The following is a 21,918-nucleotide window of genomic DNA, read 5'->3' on the forward strand; positions in this document are numbered from 1 at the left end:
TGTAGTGGCCATGAATCGAGGATGACCGCTGGGCCGACCGGGTGGAACCACTTCCGCGAAGTTGTGGACAACTCGCCCGGGCGACCCCGATTTCGGCTCAGTCGCCCCGTTCCCTGTGGATAACTGCTCAGGCCGCGAAGCCCGGCTGCCACCGTTCGACGATCGCGCGAGCGGGGATCTCCGCGTCGAGCTGACAGAGGATGCCGGTCGATCCGGCGGTCACCCGGTGGATCATCAGATACTCGGGCGGCAGATTGAGAGAGCGGCCGATCCGGAAATCCCGGCCGCGGGTGTCGCCGACCCGGCCTGCCTGCCGTTGCATCCAGCGGCGCGTGAAGTGGAACGTGTCGCCCGCCAGCGGTTCGGTGAACGGCGCCAGGTACGCGAGCACGTCATCGGCCTGCAGATCCGCGTCGGCCCGGATGAAGCCGGACTCCCTGAGCAGCCGCATGAGCTTCGCGGACTCGCCGTCGAGCGCCAGCCTGGTCATCTCACCGAGGTGCTGCGGAATCCCCTCGGGCAGCCGGGACACGCCGCCGAAGTCGATGACGCACAGCCTGTCGTCGGCGGTCAGCATGAAGTTGCCGGGATGCGGGTCCGAATGCAGGAGCCGGGCACGTTCCGGCGAGGAATAGTGGAACTCGGTGAGCAGGCGGCCGGCACGGTCTCGCGTCTCCTTGTCGCCGCCGGCGATGATCTTCGACAGGGGGGTGCCGGTGACCCACTCCGTGACGATGACCTTCGGAGCGCTGGCGACCACGCGAGGGATCAGGAACCCGGACACGCCTTCGAACGCCTTCACGAAAGCACGCTGGTTCTGGGCTTCCGCCTGGTAGTCGAGTTCTTCGTTCATCCGCTCGGCGAGTTCCGCCAGGAGCGGTTTCACTTCGGTTCCTGGCACGAAGGCCTGGAACAGCCTGCTGAAACGCTGGAGCTGTCGAAGGTCGCTCCGCAGGGCGTCGTCGGCTCCGGGGTATTGCACCTTGACGGCGACTTCGCGGCCGTCGTGCCAGGTCGCGCGGTGGACTTGGCCGATGCTCGCGGACGCGGCCGGTTCGTCGTCGAAGGCCGCGAACCGCTGCTTCCACGTGCGTCCGAGCTGCTCGGCCAGCACCCGATGGGTCTGCCGGGTGGGCATGGGCGGCGCGGCTGCCTGCAGCTTCGTCAGAGCCTCGCGGTACGGCTTGGCCATCTCATCCGGCACCGCGGCCTCGAAGACGCTCAGCGCCTGGCCGAATTTCATCGCGCCGCCCTTGAGCGTGCCCAGGACCTCGAAGAGCTGCTCCGCCGCCTTTGCGGACAGCGTCGCGTTGACCTCTTCGGCGCTTTGCCCGGTCAGCCGCCTGCCCCAGCCGCCGACCGCCCGCCCCGCTATGCCGAGCGGGATACTGGCCAGCTTCGCCGTTCGCGCGGCCCCGTTGCGGGGGATGGCGGCTTCACGGTCCTCGGCGTTGCGGGAGTCGGTCACCTTCGCGATTCTGCCTTGATTCACTCCGCCCGCGCAGCCTGTTGGGGGAGTGTGTGTGGGCTACATCGCTCGGCGTATCACCGAGCGCCACAACCACATCCGGTGTGCGGCGGCCAGTCGCGATGGCGGATCGCCCCGTCGAAGAAGTCGATCTCGAGGGTGGCGTTCCACGCGGGCGGCGCCTGATCGGCGGGGGAGAGAAGCCGGAGGGCTTGTGCCGAGGCCAGCGCGGCGCACGCATGCACGGCGCCGAGGTCCGGCCGTTGCACGCGTCCCGCGAGCTGGGTCGCCACCCTCGGCCAGGAATCGTCGCGGGCGGCGCGATGCAGATCGGCGCAGCGCAGACAGCTGCTGCGACCGGGCACCACCAGCGGTCCGACGATGCCGATCCCGTCCCGGACGCGTACCGGCAGGTGACTGACTCCGTCACGGACGAGTTCGTCGACCAGTTCGGGGGCCGGTACGACCGCGTCGGTGAGCAGGACGAGCTCAGGTTGACGGTCCGAGTAGAGCCGGGTGGTCGACGTGTCCGCACCGGCGCGGCGCACCACCTGCGCCATCGCATCCCGGCGCGGCATGCCGACCTCGGCTTCGGTGTAGCCCGAGCCCAGGTCGCGTTCGCGAACGGTGCCCGACGCCCGGATGTCGATATGCCCGACCCCGCCGTTGGCGAGCAGGACGGCGATGGCCACGGCCAGCCTGCCGTCGCCGTGGATCGCCACCGCGGCGCGTTTTCGGCGTGCCGTCATGGCCGCTTGGTGATGGCGGGCACGGAGCGACCAGAGCCCTGTCTCCGCCCTCGGTCTCGGATGTCGCTGAGGCTGCCCCGCGTCGGTCAAGAGCCCGCGGGCCGTCAGATCGGTCATCAGGTCCCGCAGCTGTTCGTCGTGTTCGCTTTGCGCGAGCACGATGTCGTCCACGGCTCGCGTGCCGTCCAGTCCGCGGAGTGCTTCGGCCACCTCGGAGGCGACCCCGGCGAGCACCACCGCGTGTGCGGGGTCGAGGCCGATCTGGAGCTCGCCGCTTCCCCGTTCCAGCACCTCCAGGCCGGGAAGCAGGGCCGGGAAGGCGGGCAGGATGATCGATCGCAGATCCGGTTCGCGCAGGTTCATGATCGCAGGATCGCACCGGCCCGCTAATCGCCCGCTAAGAAAAACGCGAGTTATCCACAGGTTGACCCCGTTGTGGACAACTCGAGGCTGTGACCTTTCGGCCCTCGGAGTTGTCGGTGACTGGCCTTACCGTGGTCGAGTGGTCGAAGCACGGACGCCCTCGCTGAGGGGCCGGGACACGACGAATCCGTCGGACACTCCCGAACACAAGGTCGAGGTACGGCGTAGCCAACGCCGTCACCGGACCGTCACCGCGTACTGGGACGAGGACACCCTCGTCGTGCTGATCCCTGCCCGGATGACCCGGGCAGAGGAGAAGCACTGGGTAGCCGAGATGCAGCGCAAACTGCTGCGCAAGGGCCCGCGGCAGGCCTCGCCGCCGAAAGCCTCCGACGAGGCGCTGCTGGCGCGCTGCGCCGTGCTCTCGGCGAAGTATCTGGACGGAAAGGCGATACCCGCGAGCGTTCGCTGGGTGCCGCCGATGCGGACGAGGTGGGCGTCCTGCACACCGGTCGACGCGACGATCAGGGTCAGTGATCGCCTGCGCCGGGTGCCGGGATGGGTGCTGGACTACGTCCTCGTGCACGAACTCGCGCATCTGAAGGAACCAGGGCACAACGCGGCGTTCTGGGAGCTCGTTCGCCGTTATCCCAAGACCGAACGCGCCATCGGCTATCTGGAGGGCCTGTCCTCCGCCGCCGGTTGGGGCATCGCGGCGGAGGACTGACGTGCCTCAGCTGTTGTCTTCGTCGTCCTTGGGCTTGTTCTTCTCGCGCTCGGTGCGTTCGATCTCGGCGATCGGGTCGATGCCTTCCAGCGTCGACTCGCCGTCGCCGAGACGCTCGGAGAAGTCGAGCGGCTCGTCGAGGTCCTCGGCGGTCGGCATGAGGTCGGGGTGGGACCAGAGGCCGTCCCGCTTCTCGATGCCGTGCTGGTCACCGACGAGCTTCCACAGCGAGGAAGCCGCCCGCATCCGCCTGGGCCGGAGCTCGAGGCCCACCAAGGTGGCGAAGGTCTGCTCCGCCGGGCCGCCTGTGGCCCGGCGGCGGCGCAGTGTCTCCCGGAGCGCGTCCGCGCCCGGAAGGCGGTCGCCGATCGCCTCGGCGACCACGACGTCGACCCAGCCTTCGACCAGCGCGAGCAGGGTCTCCAGGCGGTTCAGTGCCGCCTTCTGCTCGGGTGAGGTCTGGGGTTCGAGCAGGCCGGAGGACATGGCTTCTTCGATGCTGGCCGGGTTCGACGGGTCGATCTGGCCAGCGAGCTGTTCCAGCGCCGAGGTGTCGACGGAGATACCGCTCGCGAACTCCTCGACGGTGGCCAGCAGTCGCTGCCGCAGCCAGGGAACGTGGGCGAACAGCCGCTGGTGGGCGGCCTCGCGCGCGGCGATGAAGACCAGCACCTCGCTGGTCGGCAGCTCCAGGCCCTCAGTGAACTTCTCGATGTTCGCCGGCAGCAGCGCGGAGGTGGCCGCGGGGCCGAGCGGGAGACCGACTTCGGTGGAGGTGAGCACTTCGGAAGCCAACTGAGCCAGGGCGTTACCGAGCTGGGAGCCGAAGGCCATCCCGCCCATCTGCCCCATCATCGAGAGGAGCGGGCCGGCGGCCTGCTTGGCCTCCTCGGGCAGGGCCTGGACCCACGCGCCTGAGACCTGCTGGGCGACGGGGTCGCAGAGGCGCTGCCACGTGGGCAGGGTCTTCTCGACCCAGGTGCGCGCGGACCACGCGACGGTCGACGTTGCTCCGGCGGGCAGGATCGTCGCGGCGTCGAGCCACAGCTCTGCCAGGTGGGCGGCATCACGGATGGCCGTGCTCGAATCGCCGCCGCCGGATGACGAAAAGCCGAGCTTGACGTCGCTGTCGTCACTGCTGCTGAGGTTCTGCAACGCGATCTGTTTCGCCAGGTCGTAATTGACCGGTCCGGTCGAGCTGCCGGCCTGGCTGAGCATCTGGCCCAGCTGGCTGAGCATCTGACCGAGCTGATTGAAGGCCTCGGCGCCGGAGGGCTGGCCGCCGGAGTCCGACGGCTCGTTCTCGCCTCGTTTGTCGGGATCGGGCGGTCCGAAGCCGAACGGGGGTTTGCTCATGGCACCACCGTACGCGGGTCATGGGATCCAGAGCTCGTCAAGTGGAGTGATGAGCGTGGCCTTCACCGAGAAGCGAACACAGTCACCGTACGCTGTCACGCGTGACAGAGCCCTCGGAGCAGACCACAGCAGCGCGGAGCCGTGCGGGCTCCGCGAGTGACCAGGACCGCTCCGAGCGGCGACTGACCCGGCGCGGTTGGACGTTGCTGGTCAGCGGGGCGTTGTTCGTCGCCTTCGCACTGGTCGGGTTCTTCATCCCGGTGCCGTACGTGGCGATCAGCCCCGGACCGACCTACGACACGCTCGGCAAGGACGCCGCCGGACAGCCCGTGATCCAGGTCAACGGGCACGAGATCTTCCAGACCTCCGGCGAGCTGCGGATGACGACCGTCTCCCTGCGCGATGGCGGCATCACGCTCTTCAACGCGCTCGGGCTCTGGGCGAGTGGCCGGTATGCGCTGGCGCCGCGCGAGGAGTATTTCAAGCCGGGCGAAACCAACGAGCAGGTCCGCCAGGAGAACATCCAGCAGCTGCAGGACTCGCAGACCGCTGCTCAGGTCGCCGCGTTGCGTCGCAAGTCCCCGGTGAAGGTGCTCGCGAAGACGATCGTCTCCGGCAGCCCGGCAGACAAGGTGCTCGCTCCGGGGGACCGGCTCCTGGTGGTCAACGGGCAGACGGTCAAGGAAGCGACCGACGTGCGTGCCGCGCTGAACGGGACGAAGCCCGGCCAGACCGTCCAGATCACTTTCAAATCCGATGGGCAAGCCGAACGCACCGTGCCGCTCACGCTCGCGCAGCGGCCCGACGGCCCGGAAGGCTTCATGGGCCTGACGGCAGTGGACCGCGCCGATGTCCCCTTCGACGTGAAGATCTCGCTGCAGGACGTCGGCGGCCCGTCGGCGGGCCTGATGTTCGCGCTCGCGATCGTCGACAAGATGGAGCCCGGCGATCTCGCCGGTGGCAGGCATATCGCCGGGACGGGCGAGATCTCGGAGAAGGGCGTCGTCGGTGCGATCGGCGGCATCTCGTTCAAGGTGGTCGGCGCTCGCGAGGCCGGCGCCACCGACTTCCTCGTGCCCGCGCACAACTGCGCCGAGGCGAAGACCGCCGCGCCCGATGGCCTGAACCTGATCAAGGTGGCCACGCTGGACGAGGCGATCGCGCAGCTCGAGAACCTCAAGGCGGGACGGCCCACCGCCTCGTGCTGACAGCCGGGGAGCAAGGGACCTTTGCTATCGCCTCACAGGTCTGATCGAAGAGAGCAAGGGACCTTTGGTATCGCCCGGCTCGCGTCTCGAGGCCGGCGATAGCAAAGGTCCCTTGCTCTCTTTTCGCAGGTCAGGGCAGAAAAGTCGCCTTCAGGGCTTCGAGCAGGTTGGGAGCCAACTCCGGGTTCTCGATGATCTCGTCGACAGGGACATCACCTGGCTCCTCGGACTGCCCGGCACCGCGAAGCCGCATGACGCACGCTCCGGCGCCATCTCGCAGGACAGCGGCGACGAGCCGGGCTTCGGTACGGCGCGGGTGGTCGGCGGCCGCTTGACGCAGGCGTTCGGCATCGGTCTCGGGGACGACCGGAAGCTCGGCTTCGGCGTCCGGCGGCAGCACGATGATCTCCTGCGCGAGCGCGCACCCCAGCACCAGATCGGGCCACGCGATCTGCGCCAGCGCTTCGCCGAGGTCACCCTCCGGCAGCGCCTCCTGGGCGACCGGCGTCAGCGGGGCCGACGTGTCGAGCTGACCGGCCAGTTCGGGCTGTTCGTCCAGCAGTGCCGCGGTAGGGACCAGCGCGAACAACTGCGGCGGCTGATCCCATCCTCCGGAGGCGACGAACTCCTCGACTTCGCGGGCCAGGCCGGCCACGCCCTGCTGCTCACTCGATGCCATTGGCACATCGTTCCAGGCGGCCGGAGCGGCGGCCTTCCGAGTCCGGTTTGGGCGGGTTCCGGGAACTTCCGACGGCATCCGTAGAGTTAGAGCATCAGGGGCCGCACGCGGTACGCGCGCCCCAGCGAAAAGTTCACCAAACCAGGAGCGTGTGCAGTGGCCACTCGGCCCCCCGTGAGCCTGCCGAAGCTGTCCCGGCGCAGCCGGATACTGCTCATCATCGCCGCCGTAGTCATTCTGGCCCTGCTGCTGGGCGCGAGACTGCTGAACACCTACGTCGACTGGTTGTGGTTCGGCGAGGTCGGCGCCCGGACGGTGTTCAGCACGGTGTTGATCACCCGTGTCGTCTTGTTCTTCGCCGTAGGGCTCTTGGTGGGAGGTTCGCTCGCGGTCAGTTTGATGATCGCGTACCGGTCCAGGCCCGTCTTCGTGCCGATTTCCGGCAACGACGACCCGCTTGCGCGCTATAGGTCGGCGATCGTCGGCCGGATCCGGCTGTTCGGCATCGGTATCCCGGTGCTCACCGGGCTCATCGCCGGCGCGTCCGCGCAGAGCGACTGGCAGGTCGTGCAGCTGTTCCTGAACGGCACACCGTTCGGCCAGACCGATCCCGAATTCGGGAACGACGTCGGCTTTTACGCCTTCGACCTGCCGTTCTACAACTGGATCCTGGGCTGGCTGTTCATCTCGGTCGTCATCGCGTTCTTCGGTGCGCTGATCTCGCACTACATCTTCGGCGGCATCCGGCTCGCGGGTAAGGGCGGCCAGCTCGCCGGGCCGACCCGCGCCCAGCTCGCCATCACCATCGGCATCTTCGTGCTGCTGAAGGCTGTCGAGTACTTCTTCGACCGCTACAACCTGCTGCTCTCGGACCGGGGTGCGCCGCTGTTCGTCGGTGCGACCTACACCGACCTGAACGCGGTCCTGCCCGCGAAGCTGATCCTTCTGTGCATCTCGGTGATCTGCGCCGTCGCGTTCTTCGCCGGTGCGTTCCTGCGCAACCTGCAGCTGCCCGCGATCGCGTTGGTGCTGCTGATCCTGTCGAACGTCCTGGTCGGCGTCGCGTGGCCCGCGGTGCTCGACCAGTTCTCCGTGAAGCCCAACGCGAACGAGAAGGAATCCGCGTCGATCCAGCGCAACATGGACGCGACCCGTCAGGCGTTCGGCCTGACCAACGTCGAGTACAAGGACTACACCGGCAAGTCCGAGGCGACCTCCGCGGAGATCAAGGCGGACAAGGGGACCGTCCCGAACATCCGGCTGCTCGACCCGAACGTCCTCAGCGACACCTTCACCCAGCGCGTCGGCCGTGAGAACTTCTACGGCTTCCCGTCCAAGCTGGACATCGACCGTTACACCCTCAACGGTGTCACGCAGGACTACATCGTCGCCGCCAAGGAGATCAAGACCGAAGGCCTCACCGGCAACCAGACGAACTGGATCAACAAGCACCTCGTCTACACGCACGGAAACGGCTTCGTCGCCGCGCCGGCCAACACGATCGACCGCGCGCTGAAGGACGCCAACTCCGACGGCGGCTACCCGATCGCCACCACCAGCGACACCCAGAACCCGGCAGGCGCCGGCTCGACCGACCCGAACAAGCCGGGCATCAAGGTGGACGAACCTCGCATCTACTACGGCGAGCTCGCGACCGACGCCGCGTACGCGATCGTCGGCGGCAAGGCAGGGCAGGCGCCCGGCGAATACGACACCGCCGTCGACCGTGCCTACATCTACAAGGGCTCCGGCGGCGTGCCGATCGACAACTGGTTCAACCGGCTGGTCTTCGCCGCCGAGTACGGAGAGCGGAACATTCTCTTCTCCGACGCCATCGGCGACGGATCCAAGATCATGTTCAACCGCGAACCCCGGGATCGAGTCGCCAAGATCGCCCCGTGGCTGACCCTCGACGGTGACCCGTACCCGGCGGTCGTCGACGGCAAGATCAAGTGGATCGTCGACGGCTACACGACGATGAACAACTTCCCGTACGCCCAGCAGACCCAGCTCGGCCAGGCGACCAACGACTCGCTCAGCGGCACCACGCGCCAGGCGAACTCCTCGATCAACTACATCCGCAACTCGGTCAAGGCCACCGTCGACGCGTTCGACGGCACCGTGACGCTGTACGGGGTTGAGGACAACGAGCCGGTGCTCAACGCCTGGAAGAAGGTCTTCCCGGGCCTGGTCAAGCCGAGCAGCGAGATCTCTCCGGATCTGCGGTCGCACTTCCGCTACCCCGAAGACCTCTTCAAGGTGCAGCGGGAACTCCTCTCGAAGTACCACGTGAACAACCCCGCGGAGTTCTACGCGCAGCAGGCCTTCTGGAGCGTTCCGCAGGACCCGACGCAGGAAGGCGGCGTGAACGCGTCGGCCTCCGGGATCGCCAACCAGCCCGGCTACTACGTCCTGGCGACCGCGCCGGGCGACACCAAGTCGCGGTTCCAGCTCACCAGTTCGCTGACCGGTCTCCAAAGGCAGTACCTGGCGGCGTGGATGTCGGTGTCTTCGGATCCCGAAGACTACGGGCGGATGCGGGTCCTGAGACTGCCCACAGGGGCGAGTGGCTCCACTCAGGTCGACGGGCCGGTCCAGGTCCAGAACAGATTCCAAAGTGACCCGCGGGTCGCGCAGGACCGGACACTGTTCAACAACCCGAACGTCACCGTCACCTACGGAAACCTGATCACGCTGCCCGTCGCCAACGGTTTCCTCTACGTGGAACCGGTCTACATCCGGCAACGGAACCAGCTGAGCTATCCGCAGCTGGCCCGCGTCCTGGTCTCCTACGGCACCAAGATCGGCTTCGCGCCGACACTTAACGAAGCGCTCGACCAGGTCTTCGGCGCGGGAACCGGCTCCGGGGTCACACCGCCGCAGAGCGGTGGCACACCGGGGCCCACGGCTCCGCCGCCGGGCACGACGACACCGCAGCCGCCCGCCAGCGGCAACCCGGCGCTCGACAAGGCCGCGGGCGACATGCACGACGCCTGGCTCAAGTTCCGCGCCGCCCAGCAATCCGGCAACTACGCCGACCAGGGTGCCGCCCTGGCCGCCCTCGAAGCAGCTTCCAAGGCTTACGAGTCGGCCAAGGCAAACCCGCCGGCGACCAGTGCGCCGCCGACCTCCGGCCAGCCCGGAGGGTGACGTCGCTTACCTAAAGGGCACCTGCTTTGCGCCTGCTGGAAACACAGGCGTAAGGTAGGTGCTACGACGCGGGGTGGAGCAGCTCGGTAGCTCGCTGGGCTCATAACCCAGAGGTCGCAGGTTCAAATCCTGTCCCCGCTACAGACGAAAGAGGCCCGTGTTCGCGGAAACGCGAACACGGGCCTCTTTCGTATTTCACCGTGGGTCGAACCCCCAGACCCCTCCAGGAGGGCTCCGTCTCCTGGACCCCCGTGTGTTCGGATGTGTGGGGTGCCCGAGGTAGCGAGGGACCTTTGGTGGCGTGAGGGAGCAGGGGACCTTTGGTATCGCCGAGGGAGCGGGGGACCTTTGCTATCGCGTGGGGGCGGCGACCCAGCAGGCGTAGCCGTCGGGGCGGTACAGGACGGCCTCGATGGAGGGCCACGGCAGGTCGGTGACGAGCTGGACGGTCAGGCGCGGCGAGTGGGCCCGGGCGGCCTCGACGTGGGCCTGAGTGGTCGTCAGGAGCACGAAGTCGCCGGTGTGGAAGAGCGTGCTCGGGCGAAGCGGGCCGGCCTCTGTGGCGACGTCCTGGTCGTTGAGCCGCGAGCCGAGTGCCGGGTGCGACGTCCCGTAGGTCGGGTAGCGGATCCCGAGACCCGAGACCATGCCCGCCAGGTACCGGTTCACCTCGGGCAGCTTGGTCAGTTCAGCGAAAAAGTCCCTAAGCGCGCGAGACTCGTGAGACCGCGGAGTCAGTCCTAGCTGAGCGGCGACGTTGTGCAGTACCTGAGCACCGACAGGGTGCCGTTCGGCCTCGTAGGTGTCCAGCAGGTCGTCACCGGCCCAGCCGCGCACTGTCGCGGCGAGCTTCCAGCCCAGGTTCATGGCGTCCTGCACGCCGAGGTTCAATCCCTGGCCGCCTGCCGGGAAGTGGATGTGCGCGGCATCGCCCGCCAGCAGCACCCGCCCGACGCGGTAGTGCTCCGCCTGCCGCGCGGCGTCGGAGAACTGTGACGCCCATCGGATTTCCGAGACGGTCGCGGAGTCGCCGTACGAGTCGTGCAGTGCCTGCCTGACTTCGTCGTGGGAGATGGCGGACCGGATGTCCGCCGGCCGCGAGGCCCGGTCGCCGTACACGAAGCGGTAGAGACCGGGTTCTCCCAACGGAATCAGGCCTTTGAACGTGGTCGCACCGGTCGGCTGCCCGATGTTCCGCATCGTTCGCCACTGCTTTTGCGCGCCGTCAGGGGTTTTGTCGAACAGGACGTCCGCGACTACGCCGAAGCCTTCACCGTCCACGCCGGGGAAGTCGACGCCGAGTCCTTTGCGTACAACGCTTCGAGAGCCGTCGCAGCCGACGAGGAACTTCGCGTGCAGCCGATTTTCGCCACTGTCTGTTCGGTACCGAACGGAAACAGAGTCCTTGTCCTGTACGAAATCGATTACTTCGGCGCCCCGGATCACCTTCGTTCCTTGCGTGGCCAGCCGTTCCTCCAGGTACTCCTCGACCTGGGCCTGCGGAATGCCCAGCTGGAAAGGGAATCGAGTGTCCCATCCGTCGTAGTCGACGGGGATCATCGCGAAATGTCCGTCCTGCACCGTCGCGTACGAACGCTCCTCGACGCCGTCCAGAAGTCCGCGCAGCGCCAGCATTTCCGCGGTGCGCGGCTGCACGTTCAGCGCCTTCGACAGTCCTGTGCGTTCGTGAAGCCGTTCCAGTATCACGACATCGACACCGGCGAGCGCGAGTTCGTGAGCCAGCATCAGCCCGGTGGGGCCCGCCCCGGCCACGACCACGTCCGTCCCCAGGTTGTTCATACCACTCCTTAACGTTGTTAAATTGACCTGCGCCCAGCGTGCACTTAACATCGTTAAATTGTCAAGATGCTCTCACTGGAAGAAGGTTGAATGTGGGTCTGACCAGGCAGGACATCGTCCGCGCCGGGCTTCGGCTGCTCAACGACGTCGGGCTCAACGGGTTGACGCTCCGCCTGATCGCGCAGGAACTCGGCGTCAAGGCGCCCGCGTTGTACTGGCACGTGAAGAACAAGCAGGAGCTGCTCGACGAGATGGCGACGCTGATGTACGCCGACGCGATGCCGGGCCGAGTGCCGGAAGGCTTGGGGGAGCGGGGCTCGCTCGAGCTGGCGTCACGGGGTTTGCGCCGGATGATGCTTGCTTACCGTGACGGGGCGAAGGTCTTCTCCGGGACTTTCCTCACCGACGACAGCCTTCTCGGTGACAATCCGTTTCAAGGACGCGTCGACGCGGGGCTTGAGCCGCATCTGGCCGGCCGGGCGTTGTTCACCGTCTACAGCTATGTCGTCGGGTTCACCATCGAAGAGCAGGCCGTCTATCCGATTCCGGGCGAACGCGACCCTCGTTACGACACCACGCCCACGGCGTGGGTCTTCGACGAGGACGTCGAGGGCAGGTTCAGCGACGGGCTGACCATGGTCCTCGACGGCGTCTTCGGCTGGCTGGATGACAAAGTCGCGCCATAAAGGCAGGTCAAGGACCCTTTGCCGAGTTAAGGGGTACCCCCCTGAAACCGGGTTTCGCCCCCATGTAATCTATTAACACAACGACGCGGGGTGGAGCAGCTCGGTAGCTCGCTGGGCTCATAACCCAGAGGTCGCAGGTTCAAATCCTGTCCCCGCTACAGAGAAAACGAAGCGCGGATCTGCGGAAATCGCAGATCCGCGCTTCTTCTTTTCCGGGTTCCGTGTCCTGTGCCCCTCCGAGGCGATCATCCGCTGTTGTCGGCCGGGGTGGGGACGTGTGCCGCTGCCCGTGGCCGTCGCCGGTTGCGCAGCGTGTCCGGTCCTTTGTGGACAGGCGTAGTCCGTTGGGCCGAATGAGCGCATATCACTAGCCACAATGGACAGATGTGCTGACCACAGTGGACACAGGTTCCGAAAAGTGGGACCGTAGAGTACGTGTCCGAATTGAATGCAACAGCCGCCGCACTGCTCGGTCTTCTCCACGACGGTCCCGCCACGGGCGGGCAACTGGTCGCGGGGGCGGGTGAGCGTTTCGGCGCCTTCTTCAGCGTGACCCGCAGCCAGGTGTACCGGGAGCTTCCCGCCTTGTCGAAGGAGGGCCTCGTCCGCCTCGGCAAGCAGGGCCCGCGGTCGAGCCAGCAGTACCTCATCACTGCGGCGGGCAAGAAGGCGTTCAAGACGTGGCTGACCTCCGAAGCCGGTCCTGACCACCTCCGCAGCCCGCTGATCCTGCGTCTCGTGCACGCCGGTTCGCTGACGGTGAAGCAGCGCTCGGCGCTGCTCGAGTCGGCGCGCGCCAGCTACACCCAGCAGCTCGACGAAGCCAAGGTCGCCACCAAGGCCGCCGACGGCCCCTACGCCAAGGCGGTCGCCGAGTTCGCTCAGGCGCAGGCGAAAGCGGCACTGAAACTGCTGGATTCCATCCCCCAGTCCTGACCCGGACAGGTGCCCACGACCGGTTCCTCGCAACCGGTCGTGGGTTTTGCCGTAACCTTGGCCGACGTGAGTGATGAGTTCGATGCGGCACTGAAGGACCTGGCCGGCAAGCTGAAGCAGATCGAGTCGGTGATGGACCTGGATGCGCTGCGTGCCCAGGTGGCCGAGCTGGAGGAACAGGCGTCCAGCCCGAACCTCTGGGACGACCCCGAAGCGGCGCAGAAGGTCACCAGCCAGTTGTCCCACCGGCAGAGTGAGCTGCGACGCATTTCCGAGCTGCGGCAGCGGCTCGACGACCTGGGCGTCCTCTATGAGCTGGCCGAGGCCGAGGGCGACTCCGCCAGTGTGGCCGAGTCCGAGTCCGAGCTCACGGCCCTCACCAAGGACATCGACGGGCTCGAGGTCCGCACCCTGCTGTCGGGTGAATACGACCCGCGGAACGCCGTGGTCACCATCCGGTCCGAAGCGGGCGGCGTCGACGCGGCCGACTGGGCCGAGATGCTGCTCCGGATGTACCTGCGCTGGGCGGAGCGGCACGGCTACCCGACGGACGTCTACGACATCTCCTACGCCGAAGAGGCGGGCATCAAGTCCGCCACGTTCAAGGTGACGGCGCCCTACGTCTACGGCACGCTCTCGGTCGAGCAGGGCACGCACCGGCTGGTGCGCATCTCGCCGTTCGACAACCAGAGCCGCCGCCAGACCTCCTTCGCGCACGTCGAGGTGATGCCCGAGGTCGAGGAGGTCGACCACGTCGACATCCCCGAGAAGGACATCCGTGTCGACGTGTACCGCTCGTCCGGCCCCGGCGGCCAGAGCGTCAACACGACGGACTCGGCGGTGCGGATCACGCATATCCCGACCGGCGTGGTCGTGTCGTGCCAGAACGAGAAGTCGCAGCTGCAGAACAAGGCGGCGGCGATGAAGGTCCTCCAGGCGCGGCTGCTGCTGCGGAAGAAGGAGGAGGAGCGCGCCGAGATGGACGCGCTCAAGGACGGCGGCTCCAGCTGGGGCAACCAGATGCGCTCCTACGTGCTGCACCCGTACCAGATGGTCAAGGACCTGCGGACCGAGTTCGAGGTCGGCAACCCGTCGTCCGTGCTCGACGGCGATATCGACGGTTTCCTCGAGGCGGGCATCCGCTGGCGCAAGCAGTCCGGAGCCGCGTAGCAACCCTGCGTGAGAGAGCAAGGGACCTTTGCTGTCACTCTCCGGAAGAGAGTGACAGCAAAGGTCCCTTGCTCGCTTGGCCGCCGGTACCGGGCTACCCGGGCTTAACGGCGGGCATGGGTAGTATGCCGAACCGTGATCCGGCTCGAAGAGGTTTCCAAGGTCTACAAGACCTCGACCCGTCCCGCCCTCGAAAGGGTGTCGGTCGAGATCGACAAAGGTGAGTTCGTCTTCCTGATCGGTCCCTCGGGGTCCGGGAAGTCGACGTTCCTGCGTCTCCTGCTGCGCGAAGAGGTGCCGAGCAAGGGTCGCGTGATGGTCTCCAACTTCGACGTCGCCAAGCTCGCCCGTCGCCGGGTGCCGCGGCTGCGGCAGACCATCGGCTGCGTCTTCCAGGACTTCCGTCTGCTGTCGAACAAGACCGTCGCCGAGAACGTCGCGTTCGCGCTCGAAGTCATCGGCAAGCCGCGCCCCACGATCCGCAAGGTCGTGCCCGAGGTGCTCGAACTCGTCGGCCTCGACGGCAAGGCCGACCGTCTCCCCAACGAACTTTCCGGTGGTGAGCAGCAGCGCGTCGCGATCGCCCGCGCGTTCGTGAACCGCCCGCTCGTGCTGCTCGCCGACGAGCCGACCGGGAACCTGGACCCCGACACCAGCCAGGACATCATGTTGCTGCTGGAGCGGATCAACCGCACCGGCACGACGGTGCTGATGGCCACCCACGACCATTCGATCGTGGACTCGATGCGGCGCAGGGTCGTCGAGCTCCAGCTCGGCAAGGTCATCCGTGACGACGCCCGAGGCGTCTACGGCATCGGCCGCTGACCGGCCCCGCCCTCCTCCGTTACCCACGACTTCCAAGGGACATCAACCCCGATGCGCGCCAGTTTCGTCTTCAGCGAGGTAGTCACCGGCTTGCGCCGGAACGTCACGATGACCATCGCGATGATCCTCACCACCGCGGTCTCCCTCGCCATGCTCGGCTTCGGCCTGCTGGCCGTCGGCACGATCGACAAGATGAAGGCCAACTTCCTCGCCGACGTCGAGGTTTCGGTCTATCTGGTCAACGACATCAGCTCCGGTGACCCGAACTGCTCGCAGTCCGCCTGCCAGTCGCTGCGCCAGGACCTGCAGGGCAACGACGGCGTCGAGTCGGTCGTGTTCGAGAACCGTGAGCAGTCCTACGAGCGGTTCAAGAAGATGTTCGAGAGCCAGCCCGAACTGCTCGCGCTGACCGGACCGGAGGCGCTGCCCGCGTCGCTGCACGTCAAGCTGAAGAATCCCGAGCGCAGCCAGGCGATCATCCAGGAGTACACCGGGAAACCCGGCGTCAGCAAGGTCGACGACCAGCAGAAGGCACTGGACCGCGTGTTCAACGCGCTCAACGGTGTGCGGAACCTGGCCTTCGGCGCCGCGCTGATCATGGCCATCGCCGCGCTGCTGCTGATCGCCAACACGATCCAGGTGTCGGCGTTCACCCGGCGTACCGAGGTCGGCATCATGCGGCTGGTCGGCGCGACCCGCTGGTACACGCAGCTGCCGTTCCTCCTGGAGGCGGTGGTCGCCGGCCTCGTCGGTGCGATCATCGGCATCGTCTTCCTCGTGCTCACCAAGGTGCTGTTGCTCGACTTGGTGCTCACCGGAGACGTGTTCCCCGCGGTCGGCATGCTCGAATTGCTGTTCCCGGTGGCGCCGATCCTGCTCGCCGTCTCGGTCATCATTTCCGCGATCACCGGCTACGTGACGCTGCGCCTGTACGTGCGCCACTAACCGCCCCGATAACCACCTGCCCGAACACAGAAACTCACGTAGAGTCGCCGCTATGCCCAAGGAACGTGGACACAAGGTGATCGTGTCGAACCGCAAGGCTCGCCACGATTACTCCATCCTCGATACCTACGAAGCCGGTCTCGTGCTCGTCGGTACCGAGGTGAAGAGCCTGCGTGAAGGACGGGCATCGCTGGCCGACGCGTTCGCCACGGTGGACGACGGCGAGGTCTGGCTGCGCAACGTGCACATCCCGGAGTACGTGCAGGGCACGTGGACGAACCACACGCCGCGCCGCACCCGGAAGCTGCTGTTGCACCGCCAGGAGATCGAGCGGCTCATCGGCAAGACCAAGGAGAGCGGGCTTTCCTTGGTCCCGCTGTCGATGTACTTCAAGGACGGCAAGGTCAAGGTCGAGATCGCGCTGGCCAAGGGCAAGAAGTCCTACGACAAGCGGCAGGACATCTCCAAGCGCGACGCGGACCGCACCATCAGCAGGGCCTTGGGCCGGGCGCTGAAGGGCCGGTACAACGATTGATCCACGGGCCCGCTTCGGACGCCGAGATCCCTGACTGGATCTCGGCCCTCGGCATCGACGGGCTCGTGGACCTTCATCTGCACTTCCTGCCGAAACCGGTCATGGACAAGGTGTGGGCCTACTTCGACCAGGCCGAAGAGCACTACGGCATGGCCTGGCCGGTGTACTACCGCACGTCGGAAGAGGAACGCATCGAAACCCTGCGGTCCTTCGGCGTACGCAAGTTCGCGCCGCTGGTCTATCCGCACAAACCCGGGATGGCCGAATGGCTGACGTCGTGGGCGCTGGAGTTCGCCGAACGCGTCCCGGATGCCGTGCCGACGGGCACGTTCTACCCGGAGCCCTCGGCATTGTCCGTTGTGGACGGTGCGCTGCGGGCGGGTGCGCGCTGTTTCAAGGCGCACGTCCAGGTCGGCGCCTACGACCCGCGTGACGAGCTGCTGGACGGCGTCTGGGGCGCGCTGGCGGACGCCGGTGTCCCCGTGGTCGTCCACTGTGGACACGGTCCGTTGAAGGGTGCCTACACCGGGCTACGGTTGTTCGAAGAGATCCTGGTGCGGCATCCGGAGCTGACGCTGGTCCTGGCACACGCGGGTATGCCGGAGATCGACTTCGCGTTCGAGCTGGCCAGGAAGTATCCACGCGTGTACCTCGACACCACGATGGTCGGCGTGGACTTCACCTCGCGCGGCAACCCGCTCCCGCCGGACTGGACCGACCTGCTGGCGGAGTTCCCGGATCGCGTCGTGCTCGGCACCGACTTCCCCAACATCCCGTACTCGTACGCCACGCAGCTGCAGGCGATCGCCGGCTGGGCAGCCGACGATCGCCTGGGTGAGCCGTTCCTGCGGGCGGTGCTGCACGACACCCCTGCCAAACTGCTCAGCGTTTGAGCTGCGCCACCTCGCTGACCGAGACGGCACGGCCGAGCAGTCGCGTCCCCAGTTCCGTGACCGGGATCTGCTTGCCCGCCAGAAGGAATCCGCCCGTCGCCAGCGCCACCCACGGCACCGGGCCCTGTGCGAGACCGTCGCTCAGCGGGGCGAAACCGTGCGCGGCGAGACCGAGCAGGCCGCCTGCGATCGCCAGTCCGGCCAGCACCAGCTGAGGCGTGGGCGCCGTCGAGGCCGGGCCGGAGCTCTGTGTTTCGAACCGGGCGAACAGGCGCAGCAGGCCGAGGAGCACCAGTCCGCAGGCGCCGAGCCAGGCCGGGACCATCGTCAGCCACAGCACGGAACCCGGTTCGGGGGTCTCATAACCCAGGCCGTAGACCGCGACACCGGAGACGACGATCAGCGCCGGCATGTGCCACAGGTAGACGCTCATGAACCGCGGGCCGATCCACTTCAGGGCGGCGTCGAGGTTCGGCCGGGCGGCGAGTGCGTTCAGCTGCGGTTTGAAGGCCAGCAGGAGTCCGATCTGGCCGATCGCGAGGAAGGCCAGCAGCACGGTCGGCGGGCTCATGTTCGACACCGGGGCGCCCGGCATGCCGATCATGCTGGCCGGGTACGGACCGAAAGCGACCATCAGCGCGGTGATACCGAAACCGGCGGCGGACATGCCCAGCGCGGCGCGGCGGCCGAGCGAACCGAGACGGCCTTGGGTGTAGTGGAAACCGAGCTGATGCACGGCCATCCAGACGAAGATCGCGTTCGCGAAACCGATCAGGCTGAGGTCGTTGAAGCGGGCGACGTCGACGAGGACGGCGGCGGCGAGCATCACGAGCGGGACCTTGAGGCCCCAGCGCCGATGCGCGGCGGCCATCAGCGGGGTGAGCAGCACAGTGAGCACGTACACGGCCAGGAACCACAGCAGCTGCGCGGCGATCGCGCCACCCACCTGCAACGGCTGCTCCGGAATGCCCATCCCGCGCAGGATGTCCGGGACGAACAGCCAGACGGCCACCAGCGGCAGCACCGGGATCATCAGCCGCTTGAGCCGGGCCGCGAGCCAGGAACGGGAACTTTCCGCGCGGCTCAGCGAGATCAGGTTCGCCGCGCCGCCCGCGAAGAAGACCAGCGGCATGACCTGACTGAGCCAGGTGATGACCCACCAGCCGGGCGTCGCGAGAGCGTTCCCGGTCGAGAGATGGCCGTCGGCGTACGAGAGCACCGGCATTCCCCAGTGCTGAACGACGACCGCGAGGATCGCGACCGCTCGGACGATGTCCAGGAACCTGTCCCGGCCCTGCTTCTGGCTCGTGTGCATGGGAAAGAGCCTGGTGCTTCGGGGCCGCGAAAACAGCGGTGCGGGCCGCCGTATCGATCTTCCTGTTTTCGCCCTCGGAAGGTGGAGTTTTCCCTACCCCACGCCGTCCGGTTCGGGCTCGGGCCGCGGCGCGGGCTCCGGGACGGGGGCGGAACAGAGCCGGAATTCCCAGCAGTCGTCCTCGGCGAGGCCGAGTTCGTAGCGGGTCTCGATCTTCGGCCCGTCGTGCAGATGGACGTGTTTGAGGACGGTGCCCGCGACCGGCTCGGTGTCACCGAGTTCCTGGACGCGGCCGTCGAGGGGGCCGCCGAAGAAGCGGACGCTGTGGGAGGGCCTGCCGGTCATGGGTCCTCCTCGGTTCGGCTCGTCGCTCACCAACAGTCTGCCCATGTTAGGTGAGTGACGGGTTCGCCACCAAGAGCTACTCGGGCTGCTTCGTGGAGCCGTCCCGGGAGTGACAGCAAAGGTCCCTTGCTCTCTTTCCCCAGGTCAGCGCCCTAAGTAAGTGAGCACCGCGCGGACCCGGCGATGTTCCACCGAACTCGCTTCGAGGCCGAGCTTCGAGAAGATGTTGCCGATGTGCTTCTCGACCGCGCCGTGCGAGACGACGAGCGAGTTCGCGATCGCGGTGTTCGACAGGCCCTGCGCCATCAGCCCCAGCACCTCGGACTCGCGGGCTGTGAGGGCGTCGAGGGGGTTCTTGCGGCCCCGTGCCATCAGTTGCGCGATGACGTCCGGGTCGATGGCCGTACCACCGCCGGCGACCCGCTTGACCGCGTCGAGGAAGTCCCCGACGTCCGCGACGCGTTCCTTGAGCAGGTAACCGACTCCGCCTGCGCCCCCGGACAGCAGTTCGACGGCGTAGCTCTCCTCGACGTACTGGGAAAGCACGAGAACCGGCAGGCCCGGGATGACCTCGCGAGCGCCCAGCGCCGCCCGCAAGCCCTCGTCCGTGAATGTGGGCGGCATCCGCACATCGACGATCGCGAGATCCGGCCGGTGCTCCTTGACCGCGCCCAGCAGGTCGTCACCGTTGTCCACGGCCGCGACGGTCTCGATGTTCTCGTCGGCGAGGAGGCGGATCACCCCCGCGCGCAACAGAACCGCGTCTTCGGCGATGACAACCCGCATGCTGCCCCCAGCGTCGTGAGTGAATGGCAGAGCCTATTCACTCACGAGCTGGTCACCATTGGCACGGCAGGTCCGCACGAATCACCGTCGGACCGCCGGGCGGGCTGACGACGGTGATCACACCGTCGATCGTGGCCGCCCGGTCGGCGAGCCCCGCCAGGCCGCCACCTGGCCGGACTTCGGCGCCACCGTGCCCGTTGTCGGTGATCTCGACGATGACCATCGAGTCGGTGCGCCACACCTTCACACCCGCTTCGGTCGCTCCCGAGTGCTTCGCGATGTTCGTCAGCGTCTCGCCGACGATGAAGTACGCGGTCGACTCGACCGCCGCCGGCGGCCTCGGCTCGACGTCCACGTCGACATCGACGTGGATCGGCGACTTCGCGGCCTGTGCGGACAAGGCGGCGTCGAGGCCGCGGTCGCCGAGCACGGCCGGGTAGATCCCCCGGGCGAGATCGCGCAGTTCCGATACCGCGAGCTTGGCGTCGAGGTGCGCTTCGTCGATCAACTCGCGTACGGCGTCCGGGTCGTGGTCGAACTTCGACTTCGCCCGGCCCAGGCTCATCGCGACGGCGACCAGGCGCTGCTGTGCGCCGTCGTGCAGGTCGCGTTCGATGCGGCGGCGTTCGGCCTCGGCGGCGTCGACTCCTCGTGCCCGCGACGACTGCAACCGTTCGGCCTTCTGCTCCAGCCGCTGCGTGCGGTTCGGGCCGAGCAGCGAGTACGCCAGGTTGCCGTGCAGCCAGCCGAGCCACGGGGTGACCCAGATCGCCATCGGCAGCAGCACGATCGACGCGATCGCGATCGGGAGCTCCAAGCAGGCCAGCGGGAACGCTGCCATCAGGTACGCGAGGTCGCGCCACGTCGTCGCGTCGGTCAGCCGGGTCAGCCAGCGCTTGACCAGCGAAAGCCCTTCGACGGGGAGCCGCTCGATCGGTCCCAGCGGAGTCTCGAGCATCGTCCGCGCCCAGCCTCGCTCCCGGTCGGCGGACCAGCGGATGAAGTTGGTCGTGGCCATGAGGATCGGGAAGCCGACCCACACCACCGCCGTCGCGATGCCGACCGCCAGGCCCACGACGATCAAAACGAACTGAAGCAGCCGGAACACGAAGCTGACGATCATGTAGACGATCGACCGCAACGGCCGCGGCCGAGGAATCCCCACCTGCTGTACCTGCTGGTCGATCGTCATCCGTGAACCTCGCCCCATGAATCCTTCAGACGGCCGCGCTGGGCGCGGGTCGGCCCGAGCAGCGCCGTCGCCAGCCGGGCATGCGAGCCCGCCAGCGCCTTCGTCAACGCTACCGACAGGGCGATGCACAGCACTCCGAGAGCGGCCCAAGGCAGCGCCGAGACCGTCGAATCGACGGTGAACCAGGCGTTTTCCCAGGTCGGGAAGCGGTACTCGCCGCCAGGCAGGAAGCGGTAGTAGATCGGCAGGCCCGCGAGACCGAGACTGGTCGACCAGAATACCGTGACCAGCACGAACTCGATGATCCCGAGCGGGAAGAGCAGGAAGAAGTAGCCGAGGTCGCGCCACGTCGAGGCGTCCTTCAGCCGAGCCTTCCACCGCACGGTCTGGCCCGCGTCGGGCAACGGCAGGTACGGCAGGTCGATGTAGCGATCGAGCAGCGCGTACACCCTGGCGCGCTCCATCCGGGCGGCGCCGCGGACCGACAGGATCACCAGCGCGAGGATCGGCAGCCCGATCCAGACGACCGCCGTACCGATGCCCACCCAGAAGAACGTCATCAGGAGCGCGAACGCCACGATGCCCATCGGCAGGTTCATCAACAGGTAGACCAGCGAGCCGCCGAACGACGGATCGGACCTGCTCAGCTCCCGCTCGGCCGCTAGCGCACTCATGGTCGTGCTCCTCTCTGGTGCGAGGAGACCAGCATCTTCCCTCAGGAGGGACAGGCGACATGGTGCCCGCGGGCATCTCCCCGGTGGGGCTAGCCCCACCTGCGGGAATAACCCGG

The 21,918-nt window shown here is 67.2% G+C and carries 20 protein-coding genes and 2 tRNA genes; 12 read left to right on the plus strand and 10 right to left on the minus strand.

Features of this window, described 5'->3' with window-relative positions; all coding sequences use genetic code 11:
* Positions 1 to 127: 127 nt before the first annotated feature.
* Both DL990_RS38975 and DL990_RS38980 read right to left on the minus strand, forming a co-directional pair.
* The gene (locus tag DL990_RS38975) at positions 128 to 1,468 is read right to left on the minus strand and encodes an AarF/ABC1/UbiB kinase family protein (protein ID WP_125801681.1); all 1,341 of its coding nucleotides are present in this window, start codon (positions 1,466 to 1,468) and stop codon (positions 128 to 130) included.
* A gap of 77 nt (positions 1,469 to 1,545) precedes the next feature.
* Positions 1,546 to 2,580: a ThiF family adenylyltransferase gene (locus tag DL990_RS38980; RefSeq protein ID WP_125801682.1), complete on the minus strand. Its 1,035-nt coding sequence runs from the start codon at positions 2,578 to 2,580 to the stop codon at positions 1,546 to 1,548.
* A 163-nt stretch (positions 2,581 to 2,743) separates the two neighbouring features.
* Between DL990_RS38980 and DL990_RS38985 the strand changes: the two genes are divergently transcribed.
* Positions 2,744 to 3,307, plus strand: a complete 564-nt coding sequence (locus tag DL990_RS38985) for a M48 family metallopeptidase (protein WP_125789290.1) — start codon at positions 2,744 to 2,746, stop codon at positions 3,305 to 3,307.
* Between the two features lie 6 nt (positions 3,308 to 3,313).
* Here the strand turns inward: DL990_RS38985 and DL990_RS38990 are convergent, their stop codons facing one another.
* Complete coding sequence (locus DL990_RS38990; protein WP_125801683.1) at positions 3,314 to 4,663, minus strand: zinc-dependent metalloprotease; 1,350 nt, start codon at positions 4,661 to 4,663, stop codon at positions 3,314 to 3,316.
* Positions 4,664 to 4,866: 203 nt separating this feature from the next.
* Here DL990_RS38990 and DL990_RS38995 point away from each other — a divergent pair, with 203 nt between their 5' ends.
* Positions 4,867 to 5,871 carry a PDZ domain-containing protein gene (locus DL990_RS38995; RefSeq protein WP_199746789.1) on the plus strand — a complete coding sequence of 335 codons (1,005 nt, stop codon included), beginning with the start codon at positions 4,867 to 4,869 and terminating at the stop codon, positions 5,869 to 5,871.
* Positions 5,872 to 6,001: 130 nt separating this feature from the next.
* Here DL990_RS38995 and DL990_RS39000 read toward each other — a convergent pair whose 3' ends face one another.
* Complete coding sequence (locus DL990_RS39000) at positions 6,002 to 6,550, minus strand: PPA1309 family protein (protein ID WP_125789203.1); 549 nt, start codon at positions 6,548 to 6,550, stop codon at positions 6,002 to 6,004.
* Between the two features lie 156 nt (positions 6,551 to 6,706).
* Here DL990_RS39000 and DL990_RS39005 point away from each other — a divergent pair, with 156 nt between their 5' ends.
* Together DL990_RS39005 and DL990_RS39010 are read left to right on the plus strand one after the other, a co-directional pair.
* Positions 6,707 to 9,700 carry a UPF0182 family protein gene (locus DL990_RS39005; protein WP_125789204.1) on the plus strand — a complete coding sequence of 998 codons (2,994 nt, stop codon included), beginning with the start codon at positions 6,707 to 6,709 and terminating at the stop codon, positions 9,698 to 9,700.
* A 67-nt stretch (positions 9,701 to 9,767) separates the two neighbouring features.
* Positions 9,768 to 9,841, plus strand: a tRNA-Met gene (locus DL990_RS39010).
* A 210-nt stretch (positions 9,842 to 10,051) separates the two neighbouring features.
* Here DL990_RS39010 and DL990_RS39015 read toward each other — a convergent pair.
* Positions 10,052 to 11,500 (minus strand): FAD-dependent monooxygenase, encoded by a 1,449-nt coding sequence (locus tag DL990_RS39015; protein ID WP_125801684.1) that lies wholly within the window; start codon positions 11,498 to 11,500, stop codon positions 10,052 to 10,054.
* A gap of 92 nt (positions 11,501 to 11,592) precedes the next feature.
* On the opposite strand from DL990_RS39015, the gene DL990_RS39020 reads away from it, so the two are divergent.
* The 8 genes from DL990_RS39020 (at position 11,593) to DL990_RS39055 (ending at position 17,490) form a co-directional block, all read left to right on the plus strand.
* Positions 11,593 to 12,186, plus strand: a complete 594-nt coding sequence (locus tag DL990_RS39020) for a TetR family transcriptional regulator (RefSeq protein ID WP_125801685.1) — start codon at positions 11,593 to 11,595, stop codon at positions 12,184 to 12,186.
* Positions 12,187 to 12,270: 84 nt separating this feature from the next.
* Positions 12,271 to 12,344, plus strand: a tRNA-Met gene (locus tag DL990_RS39025).
* A gap of 277 nt (positions 12,345 to 12,621) precedes the next feature.
* Positions 12,622 to 13,122, plus strand: a complete 501-nt coding sequence (locus DL990_RS39030; protein WP_125789207.1) for a PadR family transcriptional regulator — start codon at positions 12,622 to 12,624, stop codon at positions 13,120 to 13,122.
* Between the two features lie 66 nt (positions 13,123 to 13,188).
* Entirely contained in the window at positions 13,189 to 14,292 is a 1,104-nt protein-coding gene (gene prfB / locus DL990_RS39035; RefSeq protein WP_125789208.1) for a peptide chain release factor 2, read from the plus strand.
* Positions 14,293 to 14,427: 135 nt separating this feature from the next.
* Positions 14,428 to 15,117, plus strand: coding sequence for a cell division ATP-binding protein FtsE (gene ftsE / locus DL990_RS39040; RefSeq protein ID WP_005168409.1), 690 nt, complete (start codon positions 14,428 to 14,430; stop codon positions 15,115 to 15,117).
* A gap of 51 nt (positions 15,118 to 15,168) precedes the next feature.
* Positions 15,169 to 16,062: a permease-like cell division protein FtsX gene (gene ftsX / locus DL990_RS39045; protein ID WP_125789209.1), complete on the plus strand. Its 894-nt coding sequence runs from the start codon at positions 15,169 to 15,171 to the stop codon at positions 16,060 to 16,062.
* A 52-nt stretch (positions 16,063 to 16,114) separates the two neighbouring features.
* The gene (smpB, locus tag DL990_RS39050; RefSeq protein ID WP_101612637.1) at positions 16,115 to 16,597 is read left to right on the plus strand and encodes an SsrA-binding protein SmpB; all 483 of its coding nucleotides are present in this window, start codon (positions 16,115 to 16,117) and stop codon (positions 16,595 to 16,597) included.
* Entirely contained in the window at positions 16,594 to 17,490 is an 897-nt protein-coding gene (locus tag DL990_RS39055) for an amidohydrolase family protein (protein WP_125789210.1), read from the plus strand. Before smpB ends, DL990_RS39055 begins: the two co-directional genes overlap by 4 nt.
* Here DL990_RS39055 and DL990_RS39060 read toward each other — a convergent pair.
* The 5 genes from DL990_RS39060 to DL990_RS39080 form a co-directional block, all read right to left on the minus strand.
* A complete protein-coding gene (locus DL990_RS39060; protein ID WP_125801686.1) occupies positions 17,480 to 18,805 on the minus strand; it encodes an acyltransferase in 1,326 nt (441 codons plus the stop codon). The genes DL990_RS39055 and DL990_RS39060 overlap by 11 nt on opposite strands.
* A gap of 93 nt (positions 18,806 to 18,898) precedes the next feature.
* Positions 18,899 to 19,150 carry a hypothetical protein gene (locus DL990_RS39065; protein WP_125789212.1) on the minus strand — a complete coding sequence of 84 codons (252 nt, stop codon included), beginning with the start codon at positions 19,148 to 19,150 and terminating at the stop codon, positions 18,899 to 18,901.
* A 144-nt stretch (positions 19,151 to 19,294) separates the two neighbouring features.
* Positions 19,295 to 19,936, minus strand: coding sequence for a response regulator transcription factor (locus tag DL990_RS39070; RefSeq protein WP_125789213.1), 642 nt, complete (start codon positions 19,934 to 19,936; stop codon positions 19,295 to 19,297).
* 52 nt (positions 19,937 to 19,988) lie between these two features.
* On the minus strand, positions 19,989 to 21,128 hold the full coding sequence (locus DL990_RS39075) for a sensor histidine kinase (protein WP_125801687.1): 1,140 nt from the start codon (positions 21,126 to 21,128) through the stop codon (positions 19,989 to 19,991).
* Complete coding sequence (locus tag DL990_RS39080; protein WP_125801688.1) at positions 21,125 to 21,802, minus strand: sensor domain-containing protein; 678 nt, start codon at positions 21,800 to 21,802, stop codon at positions 21,125 to 21,127. Before DL990_RS39080 ends, DL990_RS39075 begins: the two co-directional genes overlap by 4 nt.
* Positions 21,803 to 21,918: the final 116 nt, after the last annotated feature.

The sequence above is a fragment of the Amycolatopsis sp. WAC 01416 genome (genome assembly GCF_003947485.1).
Classification (GTDB): Bacteria; Actinomycetota; Actinomycetes; order Mycobacteriales; family Pseudonocardiaceae; genus Amycolatopsis.

Coding starts and splice junctions, on each gene's coding strand:
- DL990_RS38980 (WP_125801682.1), bottom strand. CDS start 2,580: ATGAACCTGCGCGAACCGGATCTGCGATCGATCATCCTGCCCGCCTTC.
- DL990_RS38990 (WP_125801683.1), bottom strand. CDS start 4,663: ATGAGCAAACCCCCGTTCGGCTTCGGACCGCCCGATCCCGACAAACGA.
- DL990_RS39000 (WP_125789203.1), bottom strand. CDS start 6,550: ATGGCATCGAGTGAGCAGCAGGGCGTGGCCGGCCTGGCCCGCGAAGTC.
- DL990_RS39015 (WP_125801684.1), bottom strand. CDS start 11,500: ATGAACAACCTGGGGACGGACGTGGTCGTGGCCGGGGCGGGCCCCACC.
- ftsX (WP_125789209.1), top strand. CDS start 15,169: ATGCGCGCCAGTTTCGTCTTCAGCGAGGTAGTCACCGGCTTGCGCCGG.
- smpB (WP_101612637.1), top strand. CDS start 16,115: ATGCCCAAGGAACGTGGACACAAGGTGATCGTGTCGAACCGCAAGGCT.
- DL990_RS39060 (WP_125801686.1), bottom strand. CDS start 18,805: ATGCACACGAGCCAGAAGCAGGGCCGGGACAGGTTCCTGGACATCGTC.
- DL990_RS39065 (WP_125789212.1), bottom strand. CDS start 19,150: ATGACCGGCAGGCCCTCCCACAGCGTCCGCTTCTTCGGCGGCCCCCTC.
- DL990_RS39070 (WP_125789213.1), bottom strand. CDS start 19,936: ATGCGGGTTGTCATCGCCGAAGACGCGGTTCTGTTGCGCGCGGGGGTG.
- DL990_RS39075 (WP_125801687.1), bottom strand. CDS start 21,128: ATGACGATCGACCAGCAGGTACAGCAGGTGGGGATTCCTCGGCCGCGG.
- DL990_RS39080 (WP_125801688.1), bottom strand. CDS start 21,802: ATGAGTGCGCTAGCGGCCGAGCGGGAGCTGAGCAGGTCCGATCCGTCG.